Annotated in this window: 26 protein-coding genes; 6 read left to right on the forward strand and 20 right to left on the reverse strand. The window is 69.2% G+C overall.

The window, feature by feature from the left end; translation table 11 throughout:
• From thyX to A9X00_RS04115, 7 genes are all read right to left on the reverse strand, one after another.
• Positions 1 to 573: FAD-dependent thymidylate synthase (thyX, locus tag A9X00_RS04085; protein ID WP_067149542.1), on the reverse strand; the 573-nt coding region annotated here is incomplete at its 3' end.
• An 86-nt stretch (positions 574 to 659) separates the two neighbouring features.
• On the reverse strand, positions 660 to 1,718 hold the full coding sequence (locus A9X00_RS04090; RefSeq protein WP_067149481.1) for a restriction endonuclease subunit S: 1,059 nt from the start codon (positions 1,716 to 1,718) through the stop codon (positions 660 to 662).
• A complete protein-coding gene (locus A9X00_RS04095; RefSeq protein WP_067149482.1) occupies positions 1,715 to 3,055 on the reverse strand; it encodes an N-6 DNA methylase in 1,341 nt (446 codons plus the stop codon). Before A9X00_RS04095 ends, A9X00_RS04090 begins: the two co-directional genes overlap by 4 nt.
• Complete coding sequence (locus A9X00_RS04100; protein ID WP_067149544.1) at positions 3,055 to 4,281, reverse strand: winged helix-turn-helix domain-containing protein; 1,227 nt, start codon at positions 4,279 to 4,281, stop codon at positions 3,055 to 3,057. Before A9X00_RS04100 ends, A9X00_RS04095 begins: the two co-directional genes overlap by 1 nt.
• A gap of 58 nt (positions 4,282 to 4,339) precedes the next feature.
• The gene (locus tag A9X00_RS04105) at positions 4,340 to 5,041 is read right to left on the reverse strand and encodes a cell division protein DivIVA (protein ID WP_067149484.1); all 702 of its coding nucleotides are present in this window, start codon (positions 5,039 to 5,041) and stop codon (positions 4,340 to 4,342) included.
• A 114-nt stretch (positions 5,042 to 5,155) separates the two neighbouring features.
• A complete protein-coding gene (locus A9X00_RS04110; RefSeq protein ID WP_067149486.1) occupies positions 5,156 to 5,641 on the reverse strand; it encodes a dihydrofolate reductase in 486 nt (161 codons plus the stop codon).
• A gap of 7 nt (positions 5,642 to 5,648) precedes the next feature.
• Positions 5,649 to 6,449 carry a thymidylate synthase gene (locus A9X00_RS04115; RefSeq protein WP_067149488.1) on the reverse strand — a complete coding sequence of 267 codons (801 nt, stop codon included), beginning with the start codon at positions 6,447 to 6,449 and terminating at the stop codon, positions 5,649 to 5,651.
• 97 nt (positions 6,450 to 6,546) lie between these two features.
• On the opposite strand from A9X00_RS04115, the gene A9X00_RS04120 reads away from it, so the two are divergent.
• Positions 6,547 to 7,287 (forward strand): dienelactone hydrolase family protein, encoded by a 741-nt coding sequence (locus tag A9X00_RS04120; RefSeq protein WP_067149490.1) that lies wholly within the window; start codon positions 6,547 to 6,549, stop codon positions 7,285 to 7,287.
• Here the strand turns inward: A9X00_RS04120 and A9X00_RS04125 are convergent.
• A complete protein-coding gene (locus A9X00_RS04125) occupies positions 7,276 to 8,520 on the reverse strand; it encodes a glycosyltransferase (RefSeq protein ID WP_067149492.1) in 1,245 nt (414 codons plus the stop codon). The two genes, A9X00_RS04120 and A9X00_RS04125, sit on opposite strands and share 12 nt — an antisense overlap.
• 448 nt (positions 8,521 to 8,968) lie before the next feature.
• Here A9X00_RS04125 and A9X00_RS04130 point away from each other — a divergent pair, with 448 nt between their 5' ends.
• The gene (locus A9X00_RS04130; protein ID WP_369830710.1) at positions 8,969 to 9,460 is read left to right on the forward strand and encodes a PAS domain S-box protein; all 492 of its coding nucleotides are present in this window, start codon (positions 8,969 to 8,971) and stop codon (positions 9,458 to 9,460) included.
• Here A9X00_RS04130 and A9X00_RS04135 read toward each other — a convergent pair.
• The 3 genes from A9X00_RS04135 to A9X00_RS04145 are packed head-to-tail and all read right to left on the reverse strand — an operon-like array spanning position 9,415 to position 12,460.
• Positions 9,415 to 10,506, reverse strand: coding sequence for an acyl-CoA dehydrogenase family protein (locus A9X00_RS04135; RefSeq protein ID WP_082974675.1), 1,092 nt, complete (start codon positions 10,504 to 10,506; stop codon positions 9,415 to 9,417). The two genes, A9X00_RS04130 and A9X00_RS04135, sit on opposite strands and share 46 nt — an antisense overlap.
• Positions 10,503 to 11,696: an acyl-CoA dehydrogenase family protein gene (locus tag A9X00_RS04140; RefSeq protein ID WP_067149498.1), complete on the reverse strand. Its 1,194-nt coding sequence runs from the start codon at positions 11,694 to 11,696 to the stop codon at positions 10,503 to 10,505. Before A9X00_RS04140 ends, A9X00_RS04135 begins: the two co-directional genes overlap by 4 nt.
• Positions 11,693 to 12,460 carry an SDR family oxidoreductase gene (locus A9X00_RS04145; RefSeq protein ID WP_067149500.1) on the reverse strand — a complete coding sequence of 256 codons (768 nt, stop codon included), beginning with the start codon at positions 12,458 to 12,460 and terminating at the stop codon, positions 11,693 to 11,695. Before A9X00_RS04145 ends, A9X00_RS04140 begins: the two co-directional genes overlap by 4 nt.
• A 96-nt stretch (positions 12,461 to 12,556) precedes the next feature.
• Here A9X00_RS04145 and A9X00_RS04150 point away from each other — a divergent pair, with 96 nt between their 5' ends.
• Positions 12,557 to 12,886: a PE-PGRS family protein gene (locus tag A9X00_RS04150; protein WP_082974679.1), complete on the forward strand. Its 330-nt coding sequence runs from the start codon at positions 12,557 to 12,559 to the stop codon at positions 12,884 to 12,886.
• An 11-nt stretch (positions 12,887 to 12,897) separates the two neighbouring features.
• Here A9X00_RS04150 and A9X00_RS04155 read toward each other — a convergent pair whose 3' ends face one another.
• Together A9X00_RS04155 and A9X00_RS04160 are read right to left on the reverse strand one after the other, a co-directional pair.
• On the reverse strand, positions 12,898 to 16,104 hold the full coding sequence (locus A9X00_RS04155) for a carboxyl transferase domain-containing protein (RefSeq protein WP_067149504.1): 3,207 nt from the start codon (positions 16,102 to 16,104) through the stop codon (positions 12,898 to 12,900).
• A complete protein-coding gene (locus tag A9X00_RS04160; protein ID WP_197515049.1) occupies positions 16,101 to 17,645 on the reverse strand; it encodes a class I adenylate-forming enzyme family protein in 1,545 nt (514 codons plus the stop codon). Before A9X00_RS04160 ends, A9X00_RS04155 begins: the two co-directional genes overlap by 4 nt.
• 40 nt (positions 17,646 to 17,685) lie before the next feature.
• Here A9X00_RS04160 and A9X00_RS04165 point away from each other — a divergent pair, with 40 nt between their 5' ends.
• Together A9X00_RS04165 and A9X00_RS04170 are read left to right on the forward strand one after the other, a co-directional pair.
• Entirely contained in the window at positions 17,686 to 18,519 is an 834-nt protein-coding gene (locus A9X00_RS04165; RefSeq protein WP_197515050.1) for a thioesterase family protein, read from the forward strand.
• Between the two features lie 78 nt (positions 18,520 to 18,597).
• Positions 18,598 to 19,419 carry an alpha/beta fold hydrolase gene (locus A9X00_RS04170; protein ID WP_067149508.1) on the forward strand — a complete coding sequence of 274 codons (822 nt, stop codon included), beginning with the start codon at positions 18,598 to 18,600 and terminating at the stop codon, positions 19,417 to 19,419.
• Here the strand turns inward: A9X00_RS04170 and A9X00_RS04175 are convergent.
• Genes A9X00_RS04175 through A9X00_RS32670 form a run of 4 tightly spaced genes read right to left on the reverse strand, consistent with a single transcriptional unit; the run spans position 19,377 to position 21,633 of the window.
• On the reverse strand, positions 19,377 to 19,832 hold the full coding sequence (locus tag A9X00_RS04175; RefSeq protein WP_067149511.1) for a flavodoxin family protein: 456 nt from the start codon (positions 19,830 to 19,832) through the stop codon (positions 19,377 to 19,379). The genes A9X00_RS04170 and A9X00_RS04175 overlap by 43 nt on opposite strands.
• Positions 19,829 to 20,287 carry a hypothetical protein gene (locus tag A9X00_RS04180; RefSeq protein WP_067149513.1) on the reverse strand — a complete coding sequence of 153 codons (459 nt, stop codon included), beginning with the start codon at positions 20,285 to 20,287 and terminating at the stop codon, positions 19,829 to 19,831. The genes A9X00_RS04175 and A9X00_RS04180 overlap by 4 nt, the downstream gene beginning before the upstream one ends.
• A complete protein-coding gene (gene dapB / locus A9X00_RS04185) occupies positions 20,284 to 21,021 on the reverse strand; it encodes a 4-hydroxy-tetrahydrodipicolinate reductase (protein WP_067149547.1) in 738 nt (245 codons plus the stop codon). Before dapB ends, A9X00_RS04180 begins: the two co-directional genes overlap by 4 nt.
• Positions 21,022 to 21,072: 51 nt before the next feature.
• Positions 21,073 to 21,633, reverse strand: coding sequence for a hypothetical protein (locus tag A9X00_RS32670; RefSeq protein ID WP_067149548.1), 561 nt, complete (start codon positions 21,631 to 21,633; stop codon positions 21,073 to 21,075).
• Positions 21,634 to 21,823: 190 nt separating this feature from the next.
• Here A9X00_RS32670 and A9X00_RS04195 point away from each other — a divergent pair, with 190 nt between their 5' ends.
• Positions 21,824 to 22,168, forward strand: coding sequence for a DUF732 domain-containing protein (locus A9X00_RS04195; protein WP_067149515.1), 345 nt, complete (start codon positions 21,824 to 21,826; stop codon positions 22,166 to 22,168).
• Between the two features lie 180 nt (positions 22,169 to 22,348).
• Here A9X00_RS04195 and A9X00_RS30505 read toward each other — a convergent pair whose 3' ends face one another.
• The 3 genes from A9X00_RS30505 to A9X00_RS04205 form a co-directional block, all read right to left on the reverse strand.
• Complete coding sequence (locus tag A9X00_RS30505) at positions 22,349 to 23,170, reverse strand: hypothetical protein (RefSeq protein ID WP_156771921.1); 822 nt, start codon at positions 23,168 to 23,170, stop codon at positions 22,349 to 22,351.
• A gap of 256 nt (positions 23,171 to 23,426) precedes the next feature.
• Entirely contained in the window at positions 23,427 to 24,515 is a 1,089-nt protein-coding gene (locus A9X00_RS04200) for a dihydrodipicolinate reductase (protein ID WP_067149517.1), read from the reverse strand.
• Between the two features lie 7 nt (positions 24,516 to 24,522).
• Positions 24,523 to 25,512, reverse strand: a complete 990-nt coding sequence (locus tag A9X00_RS04205; RefSeq protein WP_067149519.1) for a Rieske 2Fe-2S domain-containing protein — start codon at positions 25,510 to 25,512, stop codon at positions 24,523 to 24,525.
• Positions 25,513 to 25,564: the final 52 nt, after the last annotated feature.

Below are 25,564 nucleotides of genomic sequence, written 5' to 3' on the forward strand. Positions count from 1 at the left end.
CGACCGGTGCTGCCCAACGCGACCGAGACCCGCATCGTCGTCACCGGGAACTACCGCGCGGGCGGCCTGGCGCGCCTGCTTGCGCCTCAACACCGCGCTTGGCTGATCGGCGAACTTGGCCTCCAGCTTGGCCAGCAGCTCGGCGTAGGTGGCGCGGCTGGCGTCGGCGGCCTCGATGAGGATCTTTTGCAGTTCGGGGTCGTCGTCCATGCCCGGCGGGACGACGACGCGCGAGTCCCCCTCCGGCACATAGCGTTGCGAGAGCTGCGAGTAGGAGAAGTGCCGGTGCCGGATCAGCTCGTGGGTGCAGGATCGCGAGATGCCGGTGATGTAGAACGACACGCTGGCGTGCTCGAGCACCGAAAAGTGTCCGACGTCGATGATGTGCCCGATGTAGCCGGCGTTTGTCGCCGTCTTCGGGTTGGGCTTCGACCAGCTCTGATAGCACGCCCGCCCGGCGAACTCGGTGAGCGCGGGGCCGCCGTCCGCGTCGGTCGTCCAGGGCACGTCCGGCGGCGCCAGGAACTCCGTCTTGGCGATCAGCTGCACGCGCAGCGGCGCGGTCTCGGCCACGGCGCCCACCTTATCGTTGGGCGCGCCGAGTCTGCGCTCAGCGCGTGTTTCGGGCCCGATCGGGCGCTCTGAGCGCAGTTTCGGCGCTACAGCGGGCCGACCCGGAGCTCACCCGATATCAGCCGCGGGAGCAGCGCGTCGCGGAAGGCGGACAGCCGCACGGATTCCGCGCGGCGCGCGTGACACAGCGCGCCCAGGCCGGTGATGGTCCGCGCCGCGGCGGGCGCCAGGCGCCGGACGTCGCGGACCCGAACGTCGAGCAGGTCGCGCGGCTGGACGCGCTGGTGGCTCCCCGACGTCCCGGCGGCCCGCCGCTGCAACGGCGCGACGACGTCGGGTTGCCGCAGCGCCGCCCACAGCGCCGACGTGTCGGCGCCGACGGGACGTAACACGACGAACTCCGTGCTCGCCAAGGGCATTTGCGACGGCAGTTCCACCACGTTCCAGACGCGCGGAATCCGGGGATTGAGCTTGGCGAACAGCACGCACGGCCCCGACAGCACGAACTTGGCGCTCCGCACGCCCTCCCTGGCCACAAGCCAGGGTTTCGCGCCGTCGTCGAACGCCGGGAGGCTGAAGTGGGCCACCACGTCGTCGAACTCGGGCGGTCCGAGGAGTTCCGTCGACCGGACGGCCAGGTCGGACAGCGGCACGCGTTCGGAGACCGACTCGGCGGTGGCGACCATCAGGCTCTCGGCGGCGGCGATCACGCGTTGGTTGGCGGCGATCTTGTCGTCGACGGCGCCGAGCACCTCGGCGATGCGGCGGCGTTGCGGCGCCGCGACGGTCGAGACGGAGACCTCGCGCAGGATCGTCTGGTTGAGCAGCGGCTGTCCGGATCCGGACCGATGTCCGTTGAGGCCGCAGGTGTGCAGCGCGTAATACCAATATCGCGTCTCCCGCGGGTCCTTGGCCCGGCACACCAGCGCGTTGTCGGTGACCCAGACGTCGGAGTCGCAGTACCGCAGGCTGCCGCAATACGATCCGACACGGCCGAGCACGATCAGCGGGCCGGCCGCATTGCATTGCGCCGCATAGCCGATCGCCCCGTTGGCGCCGTAGACGCGAAAGCGGCCGTCGGGGGTTCGCGCCGGCGAGCTGGTCCCGTTGCTGAAGTCGAGGTGGTCACCCAGCTTGGCCTTCACCGCAGCCGCTCCACCTGCTCGCGCACCCGCTGCTCCAGCCGCGCGGATTCGTCGAGCGCCGCCAGCACCTCACCCGTCAACCGGGCGATCTTGGCGTCGAGCGGCTCCCCGTCGTCGTCGGCGGCGGGCGCGCCCACATACCGGCCGGGCGTGAGCGCATAGCCCGCGTCCCGGATGTCGTCCAGCGAGACCGATCTGCAGAAACCCGGGACATCTTGGTAGGCAAGGCCTTTGGCGGCGGCCGACCCCGACCCGCACCACGCGTGGTAGGTGTCGCCGATGCGCACGACCTCCTCGTCGCTCAGTGCGCGCTCCGTGCGATCCACCAGATACCCGAGCGCGCGGGCGTCGATGAACAACACCTGCCCGGCGCGGTCGGCCTTGTCGAGCGCGAAGAACCACAGGCATACCGGGATTCCGGTGCTGCGGAACAGCTGCCCGGGCAGCGCCACCATGCACGACACCAGGTCCGCCTCGACGATCCGCGCCCGAATGTCGCCCTCCCCGAGCGTGTTCGACGACATCGAGCCGTTGGCCATCACCACGCCGGCCTTCCCGCCGGGGGCCAGCTTGGACAGGATGTGCTGGATCCAGGCGAAGTTCGCATTGGTGGCGGGCGGAACGCCGAAGCGCCAGCGCGCATCCCGTTCGTCGCGGGCCCAATCCTTGATGTTGAACGGCGGATTGGCCAGCACGTAGTCCATCTGCACGCCGGCGTGCTGGTCACGAACGAACGTGTCGCCCCGGGTGAGGCCCGCGTCGTCGATGCCGTGGACGGCGAGGTTCATCTTGGCCATCCGCCAGGTCTGCTCGACGCTTTCCTGGCCGTAGATGGTGACCTTTGCGGGATCGCCGTCGTGCTCGGCGATGAATTGCTCGGTGCGCATGAACATTCCGCCCGAACCGCAACACGGGTCGTACACCCGGCCGCTGACCGGTTCGAGCACCTCGACCAGCACCCGCACGACGCTGGGCGGGGTGAAGAATTCGCCGCCACGCTTGCCCTCCGAGCGGGCGAAGTTGCCCAGGAAGTACTCGTACACCTCGCCCAGCATGTCCCGACCGCGTCGCGCCCCGTCGAGCAGGCCGACCAGCTCACCGAGCCGGCGCTGGTCGAGGCTCTCGTAGCGCCGCGGCAGCCCCGCGGCCTGCATCGCGTCGTCGATGCGCCGGCCGATGTCCGGAGATGTCGCGTTGTCCACCAGGGCTTGCCACTGCGAACCGGCGACGTGCTGCAGGAACACCAGGCCCAGGATCACGTCCTTGTACTCACCCGCCGAAACCGACCCGCGCAGTTTTTCCGCGGCCTTCCAAAGCGTGTCCTTGAGCGCTTTCATCAGCCGGCCCGCTTTGCCGCCGCGCGCAATTCGCCCGCCAGGTCGCCGCGGCCGGCGACGCTGATCCCGCCCAGTCCCAGCCACGACGCCATCGAATTCAGTTCGTCCGCCAGCGCGTCGGCGACGGCGGCGCGCGGCACGTCGGGCTCCCCGAACGCGCCGAGCACCCGCAGCGAGTCGGTGGCGCGGTCGGCCTTGAGGTCGACCCGCGCCACCAGCCGGCCGTCCATCAGCAGCGGCCACACGTAGTAGCCGTACTGGCGTTTTGCGGCCGGGGTGTAGATCTCGATGCGGTAGTGGAAGCCGAACAGGCGCTCCACGCGGGGCCGGAAGAAGATCAACGGGTCGAACGGGCACAACAGCGCCGTGCCGCGGTCGGAGCGCGGCACGGTCCGGCCCGCCCGCAGGTACGCCGGGGCCGACCAGCCGTCGACGTCGACCCGCTCGATCTCCCCCGCGGCCACCAGGTCGGCGATCGCGGGCTTGACCTGCTGGGCCGACAGCCGGAAGTAGTCGCGGATGTCGGCCTCGGTGCCCACGCCCAGCGCGGTCGCGGCCCGCAGCGTGAGCTCGCGGACGGCCTCGTCGTCGTCGACCTCGCGGGCCAGCACGCGGGGCGGCAACACCCGCTCCACCAGGTCGTAGTGCCGGGCGAAGCCCACCCGGGTGGCGGTGGTGAGCGCGCCCGAGGCGAACAGCGCCTCGGCGACCCACTTGGTGTCGCTGCGGGTCCACCAGGTCCCCTTTTTGCGCCGGGGCTCGGCAGCCAGGTGCGCCTCGATCTGCCCGGCGGTGCTGGGCCCCACCTCGGCGACGGCGGCGAGGATGTCCTCGGCGAGTTGGGGATTGGCCTTGACGATGTGGGTGCCCCAACGGCCGTGCCGGTATTGGCGCATCCGCCACCGCAGCAGCGGCCAGTCGTCGACGGCCATCAGCGCGGCCTCGTGGGCCCAGTACTCGACCAGCAACCGCGGCGAGCGCGCCGAATGCGACCACGCGGCGCGGTCCAGCAGGTCGCGGTCGTAGGGCCCGAGCCGGCTGAACACCGGCGCGTAGTGTGCGCGCACCGTCACCGACACCGAATCCAGCTGCAGCACTTGGATTCTCGAGATCAGGCTCTTCAGATGCGCGCGGGTGATCGGGCCCTTGGGCCGCGGCTCGCTAAACCCTTGTGCCGCAACGGCTAAGCGCCGAGCCTGGGCGGCGGTCAGCGTGCGTTTCCCGATCGGCACGGCGCCGAGAATACCGCGTTTTGGGCGCCGTTCGCGGCAACGTTACCGCGGGTTAGCCCGTGCCGACTTTCTCGCCCAGCGGCACGACGACGCTCGCCTCCGGCAAATCCTTCTGTTCTTGGCGCGCCGCCTTGAGTGCGGCCGGAACGGGCTCCAGGTCGCGGTAGACCCGCTCCAGCTGCTCCAAGATCTTGATTCGCTGCTGGCTGGCCTCGTCCGCGGCCCGCCGGGCCTGCTCGCGATAGTGATCGGCCTCCCGCCGGGCATCTCGCCACGCCTGCTCGATCGCCCGTTCGGTTTCGTCACGCATGTCTGCCAGTTCGGCCTCGAGCTTTTGCTTCTTTTCGTCGTAATCCGCCTGCAGGGCCTCCCGGCGCGCGGTGAGCTCCGCCATCCGCTCCTCGTGCTCTCGCCGGGACGCCTCGGCCTCCGCCTCGGCCGACGCGATCAGCGCGTCCGCCTCGGCCCGCGCCTCGGCCTGCAGCTGGGAAACCTCGTCGACCGTGCGCCGCAGCATGTTGGCCATCCGCAGTTGCACGGCGTGGGGCGAGGGCGAGGTGTCGGTGAGGACGGCGACCTCCTTGCGCAGCGCGGCCGCTTCCTCGCCGGCGTGGGTCAGCCGCGCCTCCAGGCTCCTGACGTCGTTGAGCAGCAGCTGCTGCTTGGCGGTCAGCGCCTCGATGGACGCGTCAACCGCCGCCGAATCGTAGCCCCTGAACACACGCGGAAACGTCTTCGCGGGTTCGGTTATCACTGCAAATTCCCCCCTTACTTTGGAAATGCGTTACAGACCCGTGAGACCGACCCCCCGAGTACCGAGTATGTCAGCTCGTGCCTGTCACGCGGGCGGCGCCGCCGGCGCGACCCCTCAAGGACGACGGTACGTGTGAAACCGGTAGCGCAGCCCCGTGCGGCTGACCTGCCAGTCCCCCGTCACGCCCAGCCACGACTCGTCGAGCACCGGGGCCAGCGCGTCGCCGTCGTCGCGCGGCAGGTCGATTTCGACCTCGGTGACCTCACAGCGGGTGGCCAGCGGCAGCCCGAGCAGGTAGATCTGCTCGCCGCCGATGACCCACGCCTCCGGCTCGGTCAGCGCGGCCTCCAGCGAATCGAGCACCTCGGCCCCCTCGGCCACGTAACCCGGGTCCCGGGACAGGACGACGTTTCGCCGGCCCGGCAACGGCCGCACCCGCGCGGGCAGCGACTCCCAGGTCCGCCGCCCCATCACCACCGTGTGGCCCAAGGTCACCTCTTTGAAGCGCGCCAGGTCCTCGGGCACCCGCCACGGGATGTCGCCGCCGCGCCCGATGACACCGGACGTCGACTGCGCCCACACCAGGCCCAGGCGGGTCATACGCGCGTCATACCGCGACGGGAGCTTTGATCGCCGGGTGCGGGTCGTAGTTCTTCACCACGACGTCTTCGTAGGTATAGTCGAAGATCGAATCCCTATGCGCCAGAACGAGTTCCGGGTACGGCCGCGGCTCGCGGGCGAGCTGGGTCCGGACCTGTTCGACGTGGTTGTCGTAGATGTGGCAGTCACCGCCGGTCCACACGAACTCGCCGAGCCCCAGGCCCGCTTGCGCGGCCATCATGTGGGTCAGCAGCGCGTAGCTGGCGATGTTGAACGGCACCCCCAGGAACAGGTCGGCGCTGCGCTGGTAGAGCTGGCAGCTCAGCCGCCCGCCGGCGACGTAGAACTGGAACAGCGCGTGGCACGGCGCCAACGCCATCTGCGGGATCTCGCCGACGTTCCAGGCCGACACGATGATGCGCCGCGAATCCGGGTCGGTGCGCAGCAGCTCCAACGCGGCGCTGATCTGGTCGACGTGCTCGCCGGTCGGCGTCGGCCAGGACCGCCACTGCACGCCGTAAATCGGACCGAGATCGCCTGTCTCGCTTGCCCATTCGTCCCAGATGGTGACGCCGTGCTCGTGCAGCCAGGCGATGTTGGAGTCGCCGCGCAGGAACCACAGCAACTCGTAGACCACCGACTTGAAGTGCACCTTCTTGGTGGTCAGCAGCGGGAAGCCGGCCGACAGGTCGTAGCGCAACTGCTGGCCGAACAGGCTGCGGGTCCCGGTGCCGGTGCGGTCGGACTTGGTGGCGCCCCGCTCGAGCACCAGGCGAAGCAGGTCCTCGTAGGGGGTGGCGATCGGCACGCGGTCAGCTTAGCGGCGATCGCAAGCGCGGCGGAGCCGGGCGCGGCGGGTCGACGCCAAAAATTTGCGTCGCAGGGCCAGGAGTAGAACGGATCCCATGGCGAAGATCACCGACAGCGTCACCACCCCCGACGGCTCCTGCCCCGTCCAGCTGTTCACCCCCGAGGGCGCCGGCCCCCGGCCAGGCGTCGTGATGTACTGCGACGCCGGCGGGGTGCGAGACACCTTCGACGAGATGGCCGCCAAGCTCGCCGGATTCGGCTACGCGGTGCTGCTTCCCGACGTGTACTACCGCAGCGGCGACTGGGCCCCGTTCGACATGGCCACCGTCTTCACCGACGAACGGGAACGCAGGCGCCTGTTCGGAATGATCGGCGGCATCACCCCGGACAAGATGGCCGCCGACGCCGGCGCGTTCTTCGACTACCTGGCCGGCCGCCCGGAGGTGTCCGGCGACCGGTTCGGCGTGTGCGGCTATTGCATGGGCGGGCGGACGTCGTTGGTGGTGGCGGGCCGCCAACCGGACCGCGTCGCCGCCGCCGCGTCCTTCCACGGCGGTGGGCTGGTGAGCGACGGCGCGGACAGCCCGCACCTGCTGGCCGACCGGATGACCGCCACGGTGTACGTGGGTGGCGCCGAGAACGACGCGTCCTTCACGCCCGATCACGCCGAGCAGCTGGACAAGGCGCTGACGGCGGCCGGCGTGACACACACCATCGAGTGGTATTCGGCCGGCCATGGGTTCGCGGTGCCGGACAACCCTCCCTACGACCCGGCCGCCGACGAGCGGCACTGGGCGGCGATGACGGAGGTCTTCGGGTCGGCGCTACCGCGCTAGGCCGGCGGCCCCTTCCCGGCTGATCGTCTCGAGCAGCAGGGTCGCCGCGACCGCCGCCCCGTCGGTGCGGATCGCGCTTGCCAGGGCGCCCGCTCGCGCGCGGGTCTCGGGGGTCAGCGCCGGCTCGAGCGCGGCCGACAGCGACTCGGTGGTGGGCGCCATTCCGATGTGCGCGGTGCCGATGCCCAGTTCGCCGACCCGGCCGGCCCAGTACAGCTGGTCGGCGCCCTGCGGCACCACCACCTGAGGGGCGCCCGCGCCGGCGGCCGTCGTCGTGGTGCCCGCGCCGCCGTGATGCACGACGGCGGCCACGCGCCCGAACAACGACTGCTGATTGACCTCCCCGACGGAAAAGCAGTCGTCCCCGTCGTCGCTCGGTGCCAGGCCGGCCCACCCCCGGGCTACCACCACGCGGCGACCCAGCCCGCGGATCGCCTCGACGGCCGCGACCGCGATGTCGGCCGGGCCGCGCAGGGGCATGCTGCCGAAGCCCACGTACACCGGCGCCGCGCCGGCGTCCAGGAACTCGATCAACTCGGCCGGCAGCTCCCGCGTGTCCCGCAGCGTCCACGCGCCGGTTTGGACGACGTCGAGGTCCGTCGGCTCCTGCCACGGGGCCAACGTCGGATCCGACGCCAGCCACGGGCGGTCGGTAAAGGCGTGCCCACGGACGTCGTGCACCGGCGCCAGGCCGACCGCGGCGCGGTGACGGTTGAGCGTCGGACCGAAGAGCGCGTTGACGTTTCGGGCGTCCAGGTCCCACAGCGCCCGGTGGTCGATCGCGCCCGGTGGCAGCGGCCAGCTCCAGAACGAGGGCGGCCGGTGGTGCGGCGACGGCAGGTTGGTCGGGTGATAGCTCGCGTAAACGTAACGGATGCCCAGCTTTTCGGCCGCCGACCGGGCGCCGGCCGCGGCCGGCAGCAGGCCCGCGGCCACCAGCGCATCGCATCCTTCTGCCGCGCCCGCCACGATGTCGAACTGCGCGGCGATCAACTCGTCGAAGTGCCGCCGCAGGTACGCCTCGGACTGGGGCCCGGCCGCGCTGGTCATGTCGCGCACCGACTCGCCGAATGCCACCAGCGGCACGCCGAAACCGGCCGCCCGCTCGGCGAACTCGTCGTCCGGCGGCGCGCAGATAAGAACCTCCGCGCCGAGTGCCCGCAATTGCACGGCGAGGCCCAGCAGCGGCTCGACGCCACCGCGCGAATCGTAGGTCGACAGCACTACACGCATTCGCTATCTCCCAGTTCCGCAGGCGGTGAATCGAACCGATTGTGCAGCAGCGCCGTAGCGGGCGGGCCAACGCTATGCCGGCGAGTGTCTTTACCGGGCGAAAAGTTATCGATCGCACTGAGTAAAACGCGGCGTGGGGGGTTAGCGAACCCGGGCAAAGGCAGTTGCTGCCACCACGCCGCGACGATTACACACCCATCGACCGGGTTAGCGAAGTTTAGCTAGTGAGTTTGCTGATTTTACGCCCATTGCCAGCTCGCCGACAGATTGTCCCGGACACCAGCTAATAAATTGCGCTAGGGAACCGGCATCGAGCACGTGCATTAGGGCACTAATTAATTATGCACATGGCAAATAGCAAATAAGACTCGCTAGCGGTAGACAACTTTTCGGCCTTCCCATAATATTTGCTGTCAGCGCCTTTGGCGCCAGGGCGACGAGGAGGGCCATGCTCGCAAAAATCCCCACAGACGCCGACGGCCCGCGCATCGAGCGCCGTCGCCCCAGGCCGCCCGGCCACTTGCCAATCGACGAACTTCACCGGATGCCCGCCTTGGTCGTCCTGGAACGGCTACCGGCTCCGGCCCTCGCGGTCGATCGCATGGGCACCATCCTGTTCGCGAACGGCTCGTTCTGCGAAATGGTCGGCTATTTGGCCGACGAGCTCGCATCGATGAACTTCGAGGACATCTTCTACTGCCTGCCGGCCGGCGACCGCTGGGTCGCGCTGGTCGGCACGGGCGCCAAGCGCCTCGTCGAATTGCGGCATCGGGACGGACACTCCGTCTGGGCCAGCATGAGCAAGTCGGCGATGCGGCGCCGCGACGACACTGTCGCGCTGGTCACGTTCCACGACCGCACCGAGGAGCTATGGCTCAGCACCGACGGCCGGCGTCACGAGGACGGCAGGTTCACCAGCTTCGCCAACAAGGCGCGGTGACGATAAGCGGTGCCCAGCGCTAACTGATCGCTCTTGGCGCGCTTGAGATAGAGATGCGCCGGATACTCCCAGGTCATTCCGATGCCACCATGCAGTTGCACGCACTCCTCGGCGGCGTGCACCGCGACGCCGCTGCAATAGGCCTGCGCGAGCGCCGCCGCGGTGGCCGCGTCCGCATCGCCGGTGGCGCACGTGTCGGCGGCGTGCCTGGCCACGGCGGTCGCCGCGCCGACGTCGAACCAGAGATCCGCCAGCCGGTGCTTGATCGCCTGGTAGGACCCGATCGCGCGGCCGAACTGCTTGCGCTGCTTGACATATGCCAGCGTCGTGTCGAAGCACCACTGGGCCACGCCGAGCTGCTCGGACGCGAGCAGCGCCGCCCCGGTCTGAAGCGCTTCGGACACCGCGGGTTCCGCCGGCCCGACGCGTGACGACACCGCCCCCGAAAAGCCCACGTTCGCAAGCGGTCTCGTCATGTCCAGCGCCAGCACGGGCGACACCTCCACACCCGCGGCGGCGCGGGGCACGGTGTGCAACTCGAGGCCTTCCGCGGCGGCCGCCGGCACCACCAGCACGTCGGCCTCGACGGCGCCCGCGACGCTGCCGACCTCCCCGCGCAGCCCGTCGGCGCCGGCGCTCACGGCCCCGACGGAATCGCCCGGCGCCGTGGACAGCGGCACCACCAGCGCCGCGGTGATCTCGCCGCGGGCCAGCGCGGCCACCGTCTCGTCGTCGCCGGCACGCAGCAGCGCGACGGTGGCGAGCACCGCGCTGGACAGGAACGGCACCGGCGCCACCGCGCGCCCGATCTCCTCCATGACGACCGCCGCCTCGCGCGCCGACGCGCCGGCGCCACCCAGCGATTCTGGAACCAGCAGGCCGGCCACCCCGAGGTCGGCGGCCAGCGTCCGCCAGATGCCCGAAAAGTCCTGGGGCACCGCATCGTACGCGCGGGCCACCGATTCGGGCGGGCAGCGGTCGGCGAACAGGTGACGAACGCTGTCGCGCAACGCCTCCTCGGTGTCGGAGTACAGCAGGTCGCTCACCGCGGCAGGTCCTTCCACGCGACGTCCTTGTCCACCCGGTGCTCGCCCGGCAGGCCGAGGATTCGTTCGGAGATGGTGTTGCGCAAGACCTCGGACGTGCCGCCCTCGATCGAGTTGCCGCGCGCCCGCAAATAGCGGTATCCGGGCTCGCGGCCGACCAGGTCGACCGTCTCCGGCCTGCGCATGGTCCAGTCGTCGTAGCGCAGGCCCGCCTCGCCGTGCAGCTCGATCTCGAACCCCGAGATCGCCTGGGCCAGGCGGGCGAAGGCCACCTTCATGCCCGCACCCTCCGGTCCCGGTTGCCCGGTGCTGGCCTGCTGGCGCGACCGTTCACCCGTCAGCCGAAGCGCCTCGGCGTCGACCCACAGCCGCATCAGCTCGTCGTGCATGGCCGGTTTGCGCAGCGCCGGCTGGTCTCGCCAGGCGCCGGCGACCTTGCCGATGTGCCCGCCCTCCCGCGGCGTCCCGGCGCGGGTACCGATCGCGACGCGCTCGTTGTTGAGCGTGGTGGTCGCGACGCGCCAGCCGCCACCCTCCGGGCCGAGCCGATTCGCATCCGGCACCCGGACGTCGGTGAGGAACACCTCGTTGAACTCCGCCTCGCCGGTGATCTGGCGCAGCGGGCGGACCTCGACGCCGGGTTGGGTCATGTCGCACAGGAAGTAGGTCAGGCCGGCGTGTTTGGGCACCGTCGGGTCGGTGCGTGCGACCAGGATGGCCATGTCAGCGTGCTGCGCCTGCGACGTCCACACCTTCTGCCCGTTGACGATCCAGGAGTCGCCGTCGCGGACCGCGCGGGTGGACACCCCGGCCAGGTCCGAGCCGGCGCCGGGCTCGCTGAACAGCTGGCAGTAGATCTGTTCGCCGGTGAACAATGGGCGCAGAAACTTTCGCTTCTGCTCGTCGGTCCCGAACGCCGCGATCGTCGGCGCCGCCATGCCCATGCCGATGTAGTTCTTGACGGTGCCGCCGACGGGAGCGCCGGCGGCGGCCAGCCGCGCGTCGACGAGCTGTTGCGCGGACCGCGGCAGGCCCAGCCCGCCGAAGCCCTGCGGCAGGTGCACCCAGGCCAGCCCGGCATCGTATTGCGCGCCAAGGAATTCCCGCGCTTCGGTGGTGGCCGGGTCGTGCTCGTCGAGCAGCGCCTGGACCCGCGCGGTCAGGTCCGCTGTGACGTCTGTGGTGCTCATTGGGCCTGATATCCCTGTGCGGGGCCAAGCAGCAGCCCGCCGTCGATCACCATCGTCTCGCCGGTGATCCAGCTCGCCGCGTCCGAGACCAGGAAGGCGACGGCGCCCGCCACGTCGGCCGGCTCACCGATGCGCCCGAGCGCGATCGTCGACGCGAGCGGATCCTCGTGGTCCTTCCACAGCGCCTCGGCCAGCCGGGTGCGCACCACTCCCGGTGCGATGGCGTTGACCCGGACCCGGGGTGAAAGTTCCAGCGCCAGTTGCTTGGTGACGTGGATCAACGCGGCCTTGGTGGCGTTGTACATGCCCATCGCCGGTGATTGGTGCAGGCCGCCGATCGAGGCGGTGTTGACGATCGACCCGCCGTGCTCGCCCATCCACGCCTTGACCGCCAGCGAGGTCCACAGCAGCGGCGCCCACAGGTTGACGTCGAAGATCTTGGTGAAGCGGGCGTGGTCCTGCTCGATCAGCGGGCCGTACGCCGGATTGGTTCCCGCGTTGTTGATCAGGATGTCGACACGTCCGAAGCGCTCCAGCGTGAGGTCCACGCAGCGCCGCGCGGCGTCCTCGTCGACGGCATGGGCACCGACGCCGACGGCCTTCTCGCCGACCTGCGCGGCGGCCTCGTCGGCCGCCTCCTGCTTGCGGGCGGTCAGCACCACGTCGGCGCCGGCGGCGGCCAGTTGCTGGGCGATCGCCAGCCCGATTCCGCGCGACGCGCCGGTGATGATCGCGGTGCGGCCGGTCAAATCCAATGAGGTCATCGTGTGCCTTCTGTCTGCACCAATAATTTTCGCTAGCGATGTTTTGTACCCGTGTGCACGTGGTATGCGAAACGCATGTTAGCCAAACTAAACCTCGTGAAACCACTGGTCGTGGCCGGGGCGGTCGCCGCGGCGATCGCCGCCGCACCGACGGCCGCCGCGGACGCGTTTGCGGCGGGACCGGCGATGACGGGACCCGCGCAGACGCACGTCGTCATCAAGGACGACCCGGGCGGCGGCGGCTGCGACGCCAACGGCAACTGCGGTTCGGGCGGACAGAACCAGGGGCCCGGCGGCGGCCCCGGCGGGCAGGGTTGCGTGCCGGGCGTCGGTTGCGGCTCGGGCGGCCAGTTCGCCGGACCCGGTGGCGTGCCCGGCGGCAGCGGATGCCTTCCCGGCGTCGGCTGCGGTTCCGGCCACGGATAACCTTTCGACCCTCAGCCTCCCGGCAGCCTGGTGATCCAGGCCCGGGAGTCTGCCGGGTCGATGACGTCGTCGAGTTCGAACGTGGTGGCCGACCGCAGCGCTTTGCCGTGCTGGTAGGCCGCCGCCACGAGCTTGTCGAATAGCTGCTGCCGCTGGATCGGATCCTCCTCGGCGGCGAGTTCCTTGCTGAACCCGAGCCGTACGGCCCCTTCCAGCCCCATGCCGCCGATCTCGCCGGTCGGCCACGCGACGGTGAACTGGGGCGCGCGGAAGGATCCGCCGGCCATCGCCATCGCGCCCAGCCCGTAACCCTTGCGCAGGATGATCATTCCCAGCGGCACGGTCAATCGCGCGCCCAGGACGAACATCCGGCCGAAACGGCGCACGGCGGCTTCCTTCTCGGCCTCCGGCCCGACCATGAAGCCGGGGGTGTCGCACAGCGAGATCACCGGCAACCGGAACGACTCGCACAGCGCGAGAAAGTCGCCCGCCTTGTCGGCCGCCTCGGCGTCGATCGCCCCGCCGAGGTGATGGGTGCTGTTGGCGATCAGCCCGTATGCCACCCCCTCGACGCGAACCACCGCGGTGACGATCCCGACGCCGTAATCGGGGCGCAGTTCCAGCACGGAACCCACGTCGACGATCGACTCGATCGCGCGGTGCACGTCGTAGGCGCGTAATCGGTTCTCCGGGACCACATGTCGGGCAACCCGTGGATCCGGCGCCACCCATTCCTGGGTGCGGCCACCGAAGTACGACAGGTACTGCTTGGCCAGCGATACCGCGTGCGCCTCGTCCCGGGCGACCAGGCTCACCACGCCGTTGTGCCGCTGCACGTCGATCGGCCCGATCGCCTCCGGCGGGTACACCCCCAGTCCGCCGCCCTCGATCATGGCCGGCCCGCCCATCCCGATGTTGGCGTCGGGGGTCGCGATGATCACGTCGCACACGCCGGCCAGCGCGGCGTTGCCCGCGAAGCAGCGGCCGGAAACGATCGACACCAGCGGCACGCGTCCGCTCAGCGCGGCCAGCATCCGGAAGGTCGGAACGTCGAGTCCGGCATGACCACCGACGTCGGTGTCGCCGGGCCGGCCGCCGCCGCCTTCGGCAAACAGCACCACCGGCAGGCGTTTTCGGGTGGCCAGCTCGAAGACGCGGTCGGTCTTGGCGTGATTGCGCATGCCCTGCGTTCCGGCGAGCACGGTGTAGTCGTAGGACACGACGACGGCCTCGGCGCCCCCGATCCTGGCCAGTCCGGCGACCAGGCCGTCGGCCGGGGTGTTGGCGATCAGGTCCTCCTCGGAGCGCCGGCTGCGCTGGGCGGCGATGGCCAGCGCGCCGTATTCGACGAAGCTGCCCGGATCGACCAGGTCGTCGATGTTCTCCCGGGCGGTGCGCCGGCCGCGCGCGTGCCGCTTGGCGACGGCCGCCTCGCGACCCTCGTCCCGGGTGAGCAGGTGCCGATGAGTGACCTCGTCCAGGTCGGCGCGGGAGCGGTCGAGATCCAGTGCGGCCGAGTAGGGTTCGCCGTCCGTCTCGGCGCCCGTGCGGGTGAAGACCAGCAGCGGATCGCCGGTTCCGACGACCTGGCCCGGCGCCACCAGGCTCCGGACCGTGCGCAGCGCGTCCGGCGCGGCGAGCACGTGTTGCATCTTCATCGCCTCGAGGACGGCGAGCGGGGCGCCGGCGCCGAACGCCTCGCCCTGCGCGGCCACCTCCACGACCGTGCCGGCCAGTTGGGCGCGCAGCACTTCCTCGCCGGGGTAGAGCTCGACCGGCGCGACGCGGACGTCCTGCTGGTGGGCCAGCGCGGCGGCGGCCAGCGCGGGAAGCTTGTCGTCCAGGAAATCCGTCGTCACCCAGCCCGACCGGAATCCGTTGTCGCTCAGCAGCTCTCGCAGGAACCCGATATTGGTGCGCACGCCCTCGACACCGAATTCACCCAGGGCGATGTGGGCCTTGCGCACCGCCGCGGGCCAGGACGTTCCGCGCACGTGGGTGATCACCTTGGCCAGCAGCGAGTCGTAGCGCGGGCTGGTGACCAGGCCCGGCCGGCCGTAGGTGTCGACGCGCACGCCGGGGCCGCTCGGCGGCGAGAACACCGTCAGCGTGCCCGCCGCCGGGACCACCGAGCCGTCGGCGGCGAAGGTTTCCGTGTTGACCCGGGCCTGGATCGCGATGCCGCGGCGGGCGGCCGGCTCGCCGATCACTTCGCTTCCGTCCGAGGCGATCCCGGCGGGAAGCCCGAGTTCGTAGTACGACGCGCCGCCGGCGATGGCCAGCTGTACGGCCACCAGGTCCACCCCGGTGGTTTCCTCGGTGACCGGGTGCTCGACCTGGATGCGCGGGTTGACCTCGAGGAAGACGAAGCTGTCCCCGGCGACCAGGAATTCGACGGTGGCCACACCGTGCAGGCCCACCCTGGCGCACAGCCGCGCCGCGGCCTGATGCAGGGAGCGGCGCAACGCGTCCGAAAGGCCTTGCGCGGGTGCGATTTCGACGAGCTTCTGGTAGCGCCGCTGGACGCTGCAGTCGCGGTCACCGAGGGCCAACGCGCGCGTCTGGTGCCCGGCCGGGGCTCCCACGACCTGCACCTCGATGTGCCGCGCGGCGTCGAGGACGGCCTCGGCGAACAGCGCGGGGTCCCCGAAGCCGAGTTGCGCCTCCGCCGCGCACTGTTGGTAGGCGTGCTCGATCTCGTCGGCGCCGCTCACCTTCCGCATTCCCCGGCCCCCGCCGCCGGCGAGGGCCTTGATCATGACGGCGCCGCCCTGCTCGGCGAAAAACGCCTTGACGTCCTCGACGCTGCTGGGCCCCTGGGTTGCCGGCAGCACCGGCACGCCCGCGGCGATCGCGGCGGCCCGGGCCGACGACTTGTCGCCGACCAGCTCGAGCACGTCGGCGCCCGGACCGACGAACGCGTATCCGCCGGCCGCGCAGCCGCGCGCGAATTCGGCGTTCTCGGAGAGGAACCCGTAACCCGGGTGGACCAGCTCGGCGCCGGACTGCTTGGCCGCGGCGAGCAGTTCGGGCTGGTCCAGGTAGGCCGCCGGCCCGGCGCCCGGCAGGACGATCGCCTCGTCGGCGGCGTGGACGTGGGGGCTCTCGGCGTCGTCTTCGGCGTAGACGGCCACGGTCCGGAGGCCCAGTTCCGTTGCAGTGCGGATGATTCGGAGGGCGATCTCGCCGCGGTTGGCGATCAGCAGGGTGGCGCTCATCGGAGCGGGTCGCCCCATTTTACCTCGCCGCGCAGCTTGCCCTTGAGCAGTTTGCCGCCGGCGTTGCGGGGCAGCGCTTCGGTCGCCACGGTGACGTACTGCGGGATTTTGTAGTCGGCCAGCCGGCCGCGGCAGTGGTCGAGAACGGCGCGCACGTCGATCTCGCCCTCGGCGGCGAAGAGGACCGCGCCCACCTTTTCGCCCATCACGTCGTCGGGCACCGCCAGCACGCAGGCGTCGGCGACGTTCGGCGCCGACAACAGCGCCGCCTCGACCTCGACGCTGGAGACGTTCTCGCCGCCCCGGTTGATGATGTCCTTGAGCCGATCGACGATGTGCACCCGCCCCGCGTCGTCGACGCGCACCACGTCGCCGGTGTGCAGCCAGCCCTCCGCGAACGTGGTCCTGTTGGCGTCCGGCCGATTCCAGTAGCCCGCCGTGACGTTGGCGCCACGCGTGACCAGCTCCCCCACACCCGGATCGTCGCCGCCGAACGGGACGAGGCCGAGGTCCACCGAGGGGACGGCGTACCCGACGGAGTCGGCGTGCTCGACGGCGTCGCGGTCCGGCAGGACGGTCATCAGCGAGGCGGTCTCGGTCATGCCGTACCCGTTGAACACCGTCGCCTGCGGAAACGCCTCCTTCACCGCCCCCACCAGCGAGGGCGCGATGGGCGCGCCCCCATAGCCGACCCAGCGCACCGCGGACACGTCCGCCCCCGCAAATGCCTTGTGCCGCAACATCAGGGCATAGATCGCCGGCACCGTCACCATCACGGAGATGCGTTCGGCGGCCAGCGTCGCGACCAATTCGTCGAGGTTGAGCGCGGGCATGATCACCGACGCTCCGCCGAGGCGCGCGGCAGCCAAAAGCTGTGAATTACAACCGGTTACATGGAACAGCGGCACCGAGATGAGGGTGCGCATTTCCTCGCCGAGGTCCCTCGGCTGCTCGAGGCAGCGGATCGCGTTCTCGGTGTTGGTGACGAACGCCTCGTGGGTCGTCGGGACACCCTTCGGGTGCCCGGTGGTGCCCGAGGTGTAGAAGAGGGCGGCAATATCGAGGGGTCCGAGCCCGTGGGTCACGTAGGGATCGCCGTCGGGCAATGGCGCGTCCGGCGCCAGGTCCATCCGCGCGCCCGAGTCGGACATGACGAACTCGACCTCCGGTTGCGCCGAGCGCGTATTGACCGCGACCGCAACGCCACCGGCCATCACGGTGCCCCAGAACGCGAGCACCCAATTGATGCCGGCCGGGTACCGTACGGCGACGCGATCGCCCGGGCTCAGGCCGTCCGCCCGAAGGCCGCCGGCCACCCGCGCCGCGCGCTCCCACAGCTGCCGGTAGGTCAATCGGCCGGCACCGAGCGCTGTCAATTCGACCACGGCCTCGGATCCTGGGCGGTTGTCGACCTGCTCGGCGAGCATGTCCAGCAGGGTGGCGGGCAGGCGCTCGTAGCGCGGGACACCGTCGGCGCCGCGGGACACGCCGGTCGTCGGGAATGGGTTGTGCGTGCGCGGAATTTCGATCACTGGAGGCATGCCCGGTCCTTAGTTATCCTCCTGTCCTATCGTGATAGCGGTGACCATCGAGGATTCCGCCATCATGCCCGAGGCGTTCTTCGCTGTCGATGGCGACTCCTATCTGCCCGGCCCGCTCACGCAAGGACCCTGGGGCGCGGCGCTGGGAGGTCAAAACGTCGGCGGCCTGCTGGCGTTTGGCATCGAGCGATCCGGGATCGACCCCGACCTTCAGCCCGCGCGCATCACGGTCGACCTGCTGCGACCGGTTTTACCCCAACCGGTGCGGATCGAGACCTCGGTGCAGCGCGAAGGCCGGCGCATCAAACTCGTCGACGCCGCGCTGCTGCAGGACGGGCGAACCGTCGCGCGGGCCAGTGCGCTGTTCCTGCGACGGGGCGAGCACCCCGACGGCGAGGTGTGGTCCGGCCCCGTCGAGATGCCGCCGCCGCCGGCCGAATCCGACGGCTTCCCGGCCGACATGCCGTTCCTCATCTGGGGATACGGGGCCACGCTCGCGGGCAGCCCCGGCATCGCGGCGGGCGAGTGGGAGCAGGCCCATTCCCAGAAGTTCGCCTGGACGAGGCTGTTTCGCCCGATGGTGCAAGGCTATCCGCTCACGCCGTTCACCCGCCTGGCGTTCGTTGGCGACATCACCAGTTCGCTGACCCATTGGGGCACTGGGGGTTTGCGCTACATCAACGCCGATTACACCGTCACCGCGAGCCGCCTGCCGGACGGCGAGTTCCTCGGGCTGGCGGCCCAGAGCCATTACGGCACCGCGGGTGTGGCCACGGGCAGCGCGATACTGTTCGACCGGCACGGGCCGATCGGCTCCAGCACCGCGCTGGCCCTGGCCCAACCCGCGGACGCGTTCCAACCGACCTACACGTAGGGCACCTTTGGCCGTTTCCGTGGGAAACATGGCACGGCCTGACGGCTCGGATGAAGCGGCGCCGGCGTTTCATTGGCTATGCCCACTGCGATTTCGCCCGACGGCACCGTGATCGGTTACGACTCCGTCGGCGCCGGCCCGCCCCTGCTGCTGGTGCACGGCAGCACCGGCACGCGCTCCCGGTGGTCGTCGGTGACGCCGCGATTGGCGCAGCGCTACACCGTCCACGCGATGGACCGCCGCGGCCGGGGGCTCAGCGCGGCCGAGGCCGGACCGTACAGCCTGAAACGGGAAGCCGAGGATGTGGCGGCCGTCGCCGAGGCCGTCGGCGGCGACGTCTACGCCGTCGGGCATTCCTACGGGGCGTTGGCGGTCCTGGAAGCCGCCCTGATCACAGCCGCATTTCGGCGGATCGTGCTGTACGAGCCGCCGATGCCGTCACCGGGCCACAAGGTGAGCGCGCCGGACGTCTGCGCGCGCATCAAGGCGATGTCCGACCCCCGCCAGATACTCCACGCCTTCTACCGTGAAACCCTGCACCTGGCTCCTTCGGCCGTCGAAGACCTGTCGCACCGTGAGCTTGCCTACCTTGCCGATTCGATCGGGCACACCGCGGCGCGGGAGCTCGAGGTGGCCAGTTCCTACCGGGCAACCGGGCGGCTCGCCGGCATCAGCGTGCCCGTCCGGATATTGTTCGGCACCGAGAGCCCGGCGTATTTCCGTGTGGCCGCCGAGGCCCTCGCCACCCGAATCCCGGGCGCCACGACCGTCGCGCTGCGCGGCCAGGGACATCAGGCGATCGACTACGACCCATGCCAATTCGCGTGTGCAGTAATGGAATTCGACAATCCGGATGTCTACTCCATCAGGGTGGCAGCGAGCGTGCCGCCGAGCTCGTAGGCCCGTTCGCGCACGGCGCCGTCGACGGCACCGACGACCTCGAGCACGTCGGCGGCCTGGCTCAGCGAGAGCCCGGTCGCCAACTTGGCGACGGCGGCCGCGGCACCGACGGTGTCGTTATTGCCGTGCACCCAAAGGCCGTACGGTCGGCCGGAAACGTGGTCGAGGCTCGGGTAGTAGACGGTGTCGAAAAAGTACTTGAGCGCGCCGGACATGTAGCCGAAGTTAGCCGTCGTGCCAAAGAGGTAGCCGTCGGCGTCGAGCATGTCCGGCAGGGTCGCCGCCAGCGCCGGCCGGCAAACCACGTCCACACCAGTGATCTCCGGATCGTTGGCGCCGGCGAGCACCGCCTCCAGCAGTTCGCGGGTGCTCGGCGACGGCGTGTGGTGCACGATCAACAACGTCTTGCTCATCGGCCGGCCTGCAGTTCCAGCGCCGTCTTCATGGCCTCTCGCGCGCGGCGGCGGTCCCCCGCGTAGTCGTAGGCCCGCGCCAGCCGATACCAGCGCCGCCAGTCGTCGGGTTCGGCCTCGACCTCCGTGCGCACGGTGGCGAACAGCGCGTCGGCCGCGCCCCGCTCGATGCGGCCGGATGGGCGCCGCGGCAGCGCGCTGGTGTCGAGTTCCATTCCGTCGGCAGCGATCAGGCGCGCGAGCCGCTGGTGGGCGAACCCGGCCCGCAGCGTGGCGATCATCGCCCACAGCCCGATGACCGGCATGATCAGCAGCGCCGCGCCGAGCCCCGCATCGGCGGGCCGGCCGGACCCGATCATCGCGACGGCCAGGCGGCCCAGCAGCACGAAGTACACCAGCATCGCCACGCACAGGAACGCGATGAGCAGCTGGATGTACAGCGTGCGTCCGGTCATGTGAGGTTCAGCAGGGGCTCGAGGCCCACGGTGAGGCCGGGGCGCTCCCTGATCCGCCGCACGGCCAGCAGCACGCCCGGCACGAACGACGTGCGGTCCAGGCTGTCGTGCCGGATGGTCAGCGTCTCCCCCTCGGTGCCGAACAGGATCTCCTGATGGGCGACGAGCCCGGCCAGCCGCACGGAGTGCACCGGTATCCCCTCGACGTCCGCGCCGCGCGCACCGGGCAGGCTGCTGCTGGTGGCATCGGGGTTGGGCGGCAAGCCCTTTCGGGACTCGGCGATGAGTTTCGCCGTGCGCGCGGCGGTGCCCGACGGGGCGTCGGCCTTGTGCGGGTGGTGCAGCTCGATCACCTCGGCCGAGTCGAAGAAGGGCGCGGCCTGCTTCGCGAAATGCATCGACAGCACGGCCCCGATCGCGAAGTTCGGCGCGATCAACACGCTCGTGTCGGGTTTGTCGCCGAGCCACGACTGCACCTGCTCGAGGCGCTCCTGGGTGAACCCCGTGGTCCCGACCACGGCGTGAATTCCGTTGTGGATCAAAAACTCTAGGTTACCCATCACCACGTCGGGGTGGGTGAAGTCGATGACCACCTCGGTGTCGCCGTCGGTCAGCAGGCTCAGCGCATCACCGGCGTCCACCTCCGCCGACAGGGTCAGATCGTCGGCGGCCTGCACGGCCGCCACCATCGTCGACCCGACTTTGCCCTTCGCCCCCAGCACGCCTACCCGCATGGCCTTCACCCTAGCCCCGGCCAAATCTGCGCCCTGGCGTGCGTCGAGTTATCAGCTGTGGACGATCAGGCCCGCTTCGGCGTAGGGAGCGGGGTTTCCGGGATCGTTGATCGTGATGTACAGGTCGCCTCCCGTCGGCATAACGAAGCCGACGAATCCATGCGCGGTCTGGCCGTCGTGAAGGCCGCCCTCTTGCAGCGGGGGCATCTTGTTGAGCCTCTGATAGTCGACCGCCAACGTTGCCGGCTGGGGCGCATCGTCGGGATGGGTCCATGGCTGATTGCCGCCGCCGTAGCTGGCGAACATATACCTGTGGTCGAACTGGAAGAACATGTGGGACGTCGCGGTGATAGTCAGTTCCACCACGTTGCATGCGGAGCCAGGCGTCGGAGCCGCAAAATGAGAGGCGCACCCCGGCGGCAACCATGTTGCGCTGTTGGCGGTGATGTCGGCGGTGGCGCCGTTGGCGGCCCGCGCGTGCACGGGCGCGCCCATCTGACCGACCGGGAATGGTGGACTCTCGGACGTGGAATCGGCCGAACTGGAGGGACACGGGCAAGCGGCGATGACCACGGCGACCGCGGCTGCGGCATTTACAAATCCCGCGCGCACCACGCGAGCATACCCCGCAGCGCTGCCGGGAAAAACGCTGAATTCCTCTGATGCGCGTCAAACCGATCCCGGGCTCGCCCCGATTGCCGAACTGGCGGGAAGACCTTCTTCGACGTCTGGCGCATTCGCCGAATTTCCATCAAGATATGAGCGTTCCAATTTGGGCGAACCTAAAAAAAGGAGAGGAACCATGGCGGCACAGAGGCGCTCTGGCCGGTTCGTGAGTTTGGCGGCAATAACTGGCCCACTTGTGGCCGCCGGCGTCGTGTGGGCCGGTCCGGCTCAGGCCGACCCGATCTCCTACCTCAACGACCTGCACAACGCCGGGATCCAGGACTTCGCCGGCGGCGATCCGGCGCTGTTGCTGACGGGACAGCGGCTGTGCCAGCAACTTTCGTACGGCGTTCCGCCCGCGCAGCTGCAGGCCATGGCCCTGCAGAAGTCCGATACCGACCTGGGCCCCAACGGGCTGAACCCCGCGCAGGCGGACCTCCTCGTTTACTGGGCGCAACGCGATCTGTGCCCGAGCGCCTGACATTTCCTTCGGAAATGGCGCTATCCACAGTTCGGAATTGATCCACAGGCAGGGCCCTCGGTAGTGGCCGTGCCCGGCTCCGCGGCATAGCATTCGAACATCGGTTCGGTTACTTTCCGGCCGACCTCATCGCCGCGCTGGAAGCGCCGCACGCGGCCACGGAGAGGTGAGTCTTCCTGTCTATGGCAGTGAACCTTCGGTATCTATCCGTGGCGATGGTTCTTGCGCGGAATCCGAAGGCTGCGATGGTTTTACCTTGCTAGCCGGCTGCGCACTGGCTACAGCTGCTCGCGCGTCTTTGCTTTCGCCCGCCCCTTGGGATTGGGCAACGCCGAGGAACCATGCCAAGGTGACGCGCGTCCACAGGTAGCAGTAAAGGAACGCAACGAGCGCGGCCGTCAGGCACATTGCGACACCGATAGCGCCACGTGCCTCCGATGAAATTCCATTTGTGTCGGTTGGCGAACCAAGCATCGGCGCTAAAGTACGCCCGAGTGCGGCAAACGCAGGTCGGATATTGGCTATCTGCACCAGCGACACACCAACGAGGATCTTGGTCAACCAGTCGGAAATCTGCTCCAAGTTGGTATTGGCAAGGTAGCGCGTGTACGTCCCGTCGGCCTGTAAGTTTGGCGCTTGCAGCGCACGCGGTATGCCGAAGATAAATCCCAAGACGGCCCCCACAGCGCCCGCGGCCGTTGTCATGATGGCCGCTGCAAATCCGATGGTGAAGCGCTCGCCGACACCGGAACCCAGCGAAAAGCCCAGGGCAACGCACGCCGCCGCGTAGAAGGAGACGAATAGAAGAGCGTACTCAAACAACAGAGAGGCAAAACCGCGCGGACTCTCTGGCGGGGCATCACCGCGAATAGTCCTTGCCATACGGCCAAAAGGTCTGAACACCCGCCAACGTAATCCGCCGTCGCTCTTGTCGTCCGGCTTTTTACCGGTGGATGAGTCGTCGCCCATGCCAATATCAAACCGGATGTCGGGCCTCGGCACCACCGAATTCAATTAAGGTGCAAACTTGCGCTGACGGACCGACATAGCAAATAGGGCTGCAGGACCGGCAAGGACGACGCCGCACCAGTTGCGGCTCAAATTCCCGCCCGACCACAAGCTCGTCGAAAACGGTTGGTGCACCGGGAAGCTCCCCAACGGCGGCACCGAATGGATCCCGAGGAGGCATTCAGACCGCGGCGCGCGCATCAACGACTACCACCACCCCGAACGCCTCCGGGACCCGTGACCCGCCCGGCTACGTCCTGAACCGCCCGGCGAACCCGCGCAGCGGCAGATCGGCGCTGGTGATGAGTCCGGGGCGCGCCGCCACCACCGACTTGATCGACCGCAGGGCGGGCATGCCCGTGACGGTCATGCCGATGGAGGCGAAGTTGTCCGGGTTGGACAGGTCCACCCCGGGCTTGGGGAAGATCATGTGCTTGTTGTAGACGCACGGGTCGCCTTTGATCTGAGTGATGTAGCAGCCCTTGATATTCCAGCTTGGGTCGGTGTGCGGGGTCATCTGCCACTCCAGGTGAGTCTCGACGCGCGGCACCCCGTCCACCATGCCCTGGTACTTGATGTAGTTGCCGCCCAGCGAGCCCTTGGGCAGCGTGTACCAGCCCAGGTCGACGTCCTTGGTGCAGGCGCCGAGCTCGTAGCTGAACTTCACCTCGTCCAGCGGCAGGTCGAAGCAGTCGGCCATCATCAGCACGCTGTCGGCGAAGACGCGGGTGTACTTCTCCAGCTTCGACGGGATCGACGGATCGTCGACCGGCTGGCCGTAGCCCACCTCGAGCCAGGTGTCCTTGGAGTGGTGGCACGACACGTCGACGGACTCGATGGTGGTGACGTTCTCGATGTCGGCCACGTCGGCCGAGCACACCACGCCGAGGATCTGGTTCAGGCCCGGGTTCATGCCGGTGCCGTAGAACGTCGCGCCGCCCTTCTCGCACGCCTCGGCCAGCAGCTGGGTCACCGGCTTGCCCGACGGGTGCGGGTGGTTCGTGTCGCGGTGCCAGCCGGTGATCCAGTCCGCGGTGGTGACGATATTGATGCCCGCCTCAAGCACTTTGACATAGAGGTCCTCGTCGGGGAACACGCCGTGAAACGTCAGCACGTCCGGCCTGGCCGCGATGATCTCCTCGACGGTGCCGGTGGCCGTCACGCCGTTGGGCGCCGTGCCCGCGAGCTCGCCGGCGTCGCGGCCGATCTTCTCCGGCGAATAGCAGTGCAGGCCAATGAGTTCCAGGTCCGGCTGGGTGGCGATGCGCCTGATCATCTCGGACCCGACGTTTCCGGTCGCCACCTGGAAGACGCGGATCGGTCGCGCGGGTGCGTTCATGTGAAGTTCAGCCTTTCTGGGATGTCTCGTAGAACTGCTTGGCCCACTTGCGGATCGCGGTGAACCCCTCGTACTCGTCGGGGGCCAGCGCGGGCGGGTCGGAGTAGCGCTGGTGCTGCCAGATCTCGATGTCCTGTTCGAACTGGCGGATCACTTCCCGCCCGAATTCGGCCGCCCTCGACTCGGCCCGTGCCGGATCCTTGCCCGGCGAGCGCCCGATGTAGACCATGAACCGGACGTCGGAGGTGGATTCGTCGACGGGGGTGACGGCGGAGATGGTGCGGTTGTCGACCATGCCCCAGCTCTTGGTCACCGCGACGCCCAAACCGCCGTTGATCGCCTCCACGCCGCTGTTGACGTCCTCGATCCGCTGCCCGTCGTCGCCCTCGAACGTGATGGTGAAGTCGACGAAGGACACCGCGTCGGCGAAGTCGTGGCGGGTGAACACCGGCACGATCGGCGTGTTGTGCACAAACTTGAAATGCGCGAAGTCCACGCCGTTTTCGAGCACGTACTGCGGGTGCAGCTCCAGGCCCGGGCGGTACAGCCGCTGCTGGGGGTAGTAGTCGTCGACGCCGCGGCCGTCGTCGAAGGAGGCGAACACGTCGGGCACGTCGAAGAAGGGTTCGCGGCGCTCGACGTCGTGCCAGATGTAGACGGACTGGTTGCGCTCCACCACGGGGTAGGTGTGGATCCGCCTGCCGCGGTTGGGTCGATCCTGATACGGGATGCAGACGTTGCGCCCCTGGGCGCTCCACTGCCAGCCGTGGAACGGACACTGCAGCACCTCGCCGACGACCTTGCCGCCGTAGCCCAGGTGCGCGCCGAGGTGCTCGCAGTAGGCGTTCATCACGGTGAGGGCGCCGGACTCGGCGCGCCAGGCGACCATCTCCTGGTCGAAGTACTTCATCTTGTGCACATCGCCGACGGCGATCTCGTCGGACCAGGCGACCTGGAACCATCCGGTCGGCTTCATCGACAGCGGCGGCTTAGCCATAGAATCATCGTACCCTCTATGAAAATGTTAGGCTAGACGGGTGACCGAAAGC

It is taken from the genome of Mycobacterium sp. 1245805.9, assembly GCF_001672915.1.
In the GTDB taxonomy this organism is placed as follows: Bacteria; Actinomycetota; Actinomycetes; order Mycobacteriales; family Mycobacteriaceae; genus Mycobacterium.

Excerpts from the sequence above, each read along its gene's own strand:
- A9X00_RS04095 (WP_067149482.1), bottom strand. The coding sequence starts at position 3,055 with ATGAAAGCGCTCAAGGACACGCTTTGGAAGGCCGCGGAAAAACTGCGC.
- A9X00_RS04110 (WP_067149486.1), bottom strand. The coding sequence starts at position 5,641 with ATGACCCGCCTGGGCCTGGTGTGGGCGCAGTCGACGTCCGGTGTCATC.
- A9X00_RS04120 (WP_067149490.1), top strand. The coding sequence starts at position 6,547 with ATGGCGAAGATCACCGACAGCGTCACCACCCCCGACGGCTCCTGCCCC.
- A9X00_RS04125 (WP_067149492.1), bottom strand. The coding sequence starts at position 8,520 with ATGCGTGTAGTGCTGTCGACCTACGATTCGCGCGGTGGCGTCGAGCCG.
- A9X00_RS04130 (WP_369830710.1), top strand. The coding sequence starts at position 8,969 with ATGCTCGCAAAAATCCCCACAGACGCCGACGGCCCGCGCATCGAGCGC.
- A9X00_RS04140 (WP_067149498.1), bottom strand. The coding sequence starts at position 11,696 with ATGAGCACCACAGACGTCACAGCGGACCTGACCGCGCGGGTCCAGGCG.
- A9X00_RS04145 (WP_067149500.1), bottom strand. The coding sequence starts at position 12,460 with ATGACCTCATTGGATTTGACCGGCCGCACCGCGATCATCACCGGCGCG.
- A9X00_RS04155 (WP_067149504.1), bottom strand. The coding sequence starts at position 16,104 with ATGAGCGCCACCCTGCTGATCGCCAACCGCGGCGAGATCGCCCTCCGA.
- A9X00_RS04160 (WP_197515049.1), bottom strand. The coding sequence starts at position 17,645 with ATGCCTCCAGTGATCGAAATTCCGCGCACGCACAACCCATTCCCGACG.
- A9X00_RS04170 (WP_067149508.1), top strand. The coding sequence starts at position 18,598 with ATGCCCACTGCGATTTCGCCCGACGGCACCGTGATCGGTTACGACTCC.
- A9X00_RS04175 (WP_067149511.1), bottom strand. The coding sequence starts at position 19,832 with ATGAGCAAGACGTTGTTGATCGTGCACCACACGCCGTCGCCGAGCACC.
- A9X00_RS04180 (WP_067149513.1), bottom strand. The coding sequence starts at position 20,287 with ATGACCGGACGCACGCTGTACATCCAGCTGCTCATCGCGTTCCTGTGC.
- dapB (WP_067149547.1), bottom strand. The coding sequence starts at position 21,021 with ATGCGGGTAGGCGTGCTGGGGGCGAAGGGCAAAGTCGGGTCGACGATG.
- A9X00_RS04195 (WP_067149515.1), top strand. The coding sequence starts at position 21,824 with ATGGCGGCACAGAGGCGCTCTGGCCGGTTCGTGAGTTTGGCGGCAATA.
- A9X00_RS04200 (WP_067149517.1), bottom strand. The coding sequence starts at position 24,515 with ATGAACGCACCCGCGCGACCGATCCGCGTCTTCCAGGTGGCGACCGGA.
- A9X00_RS04205 (WP_067149519.1), bottom strand. The coding sequence starts at position 25,512 with ATGGCTAAGCCGCCGCTGTCGATGAAGCCGACCGGATGGTTCCAGGTC.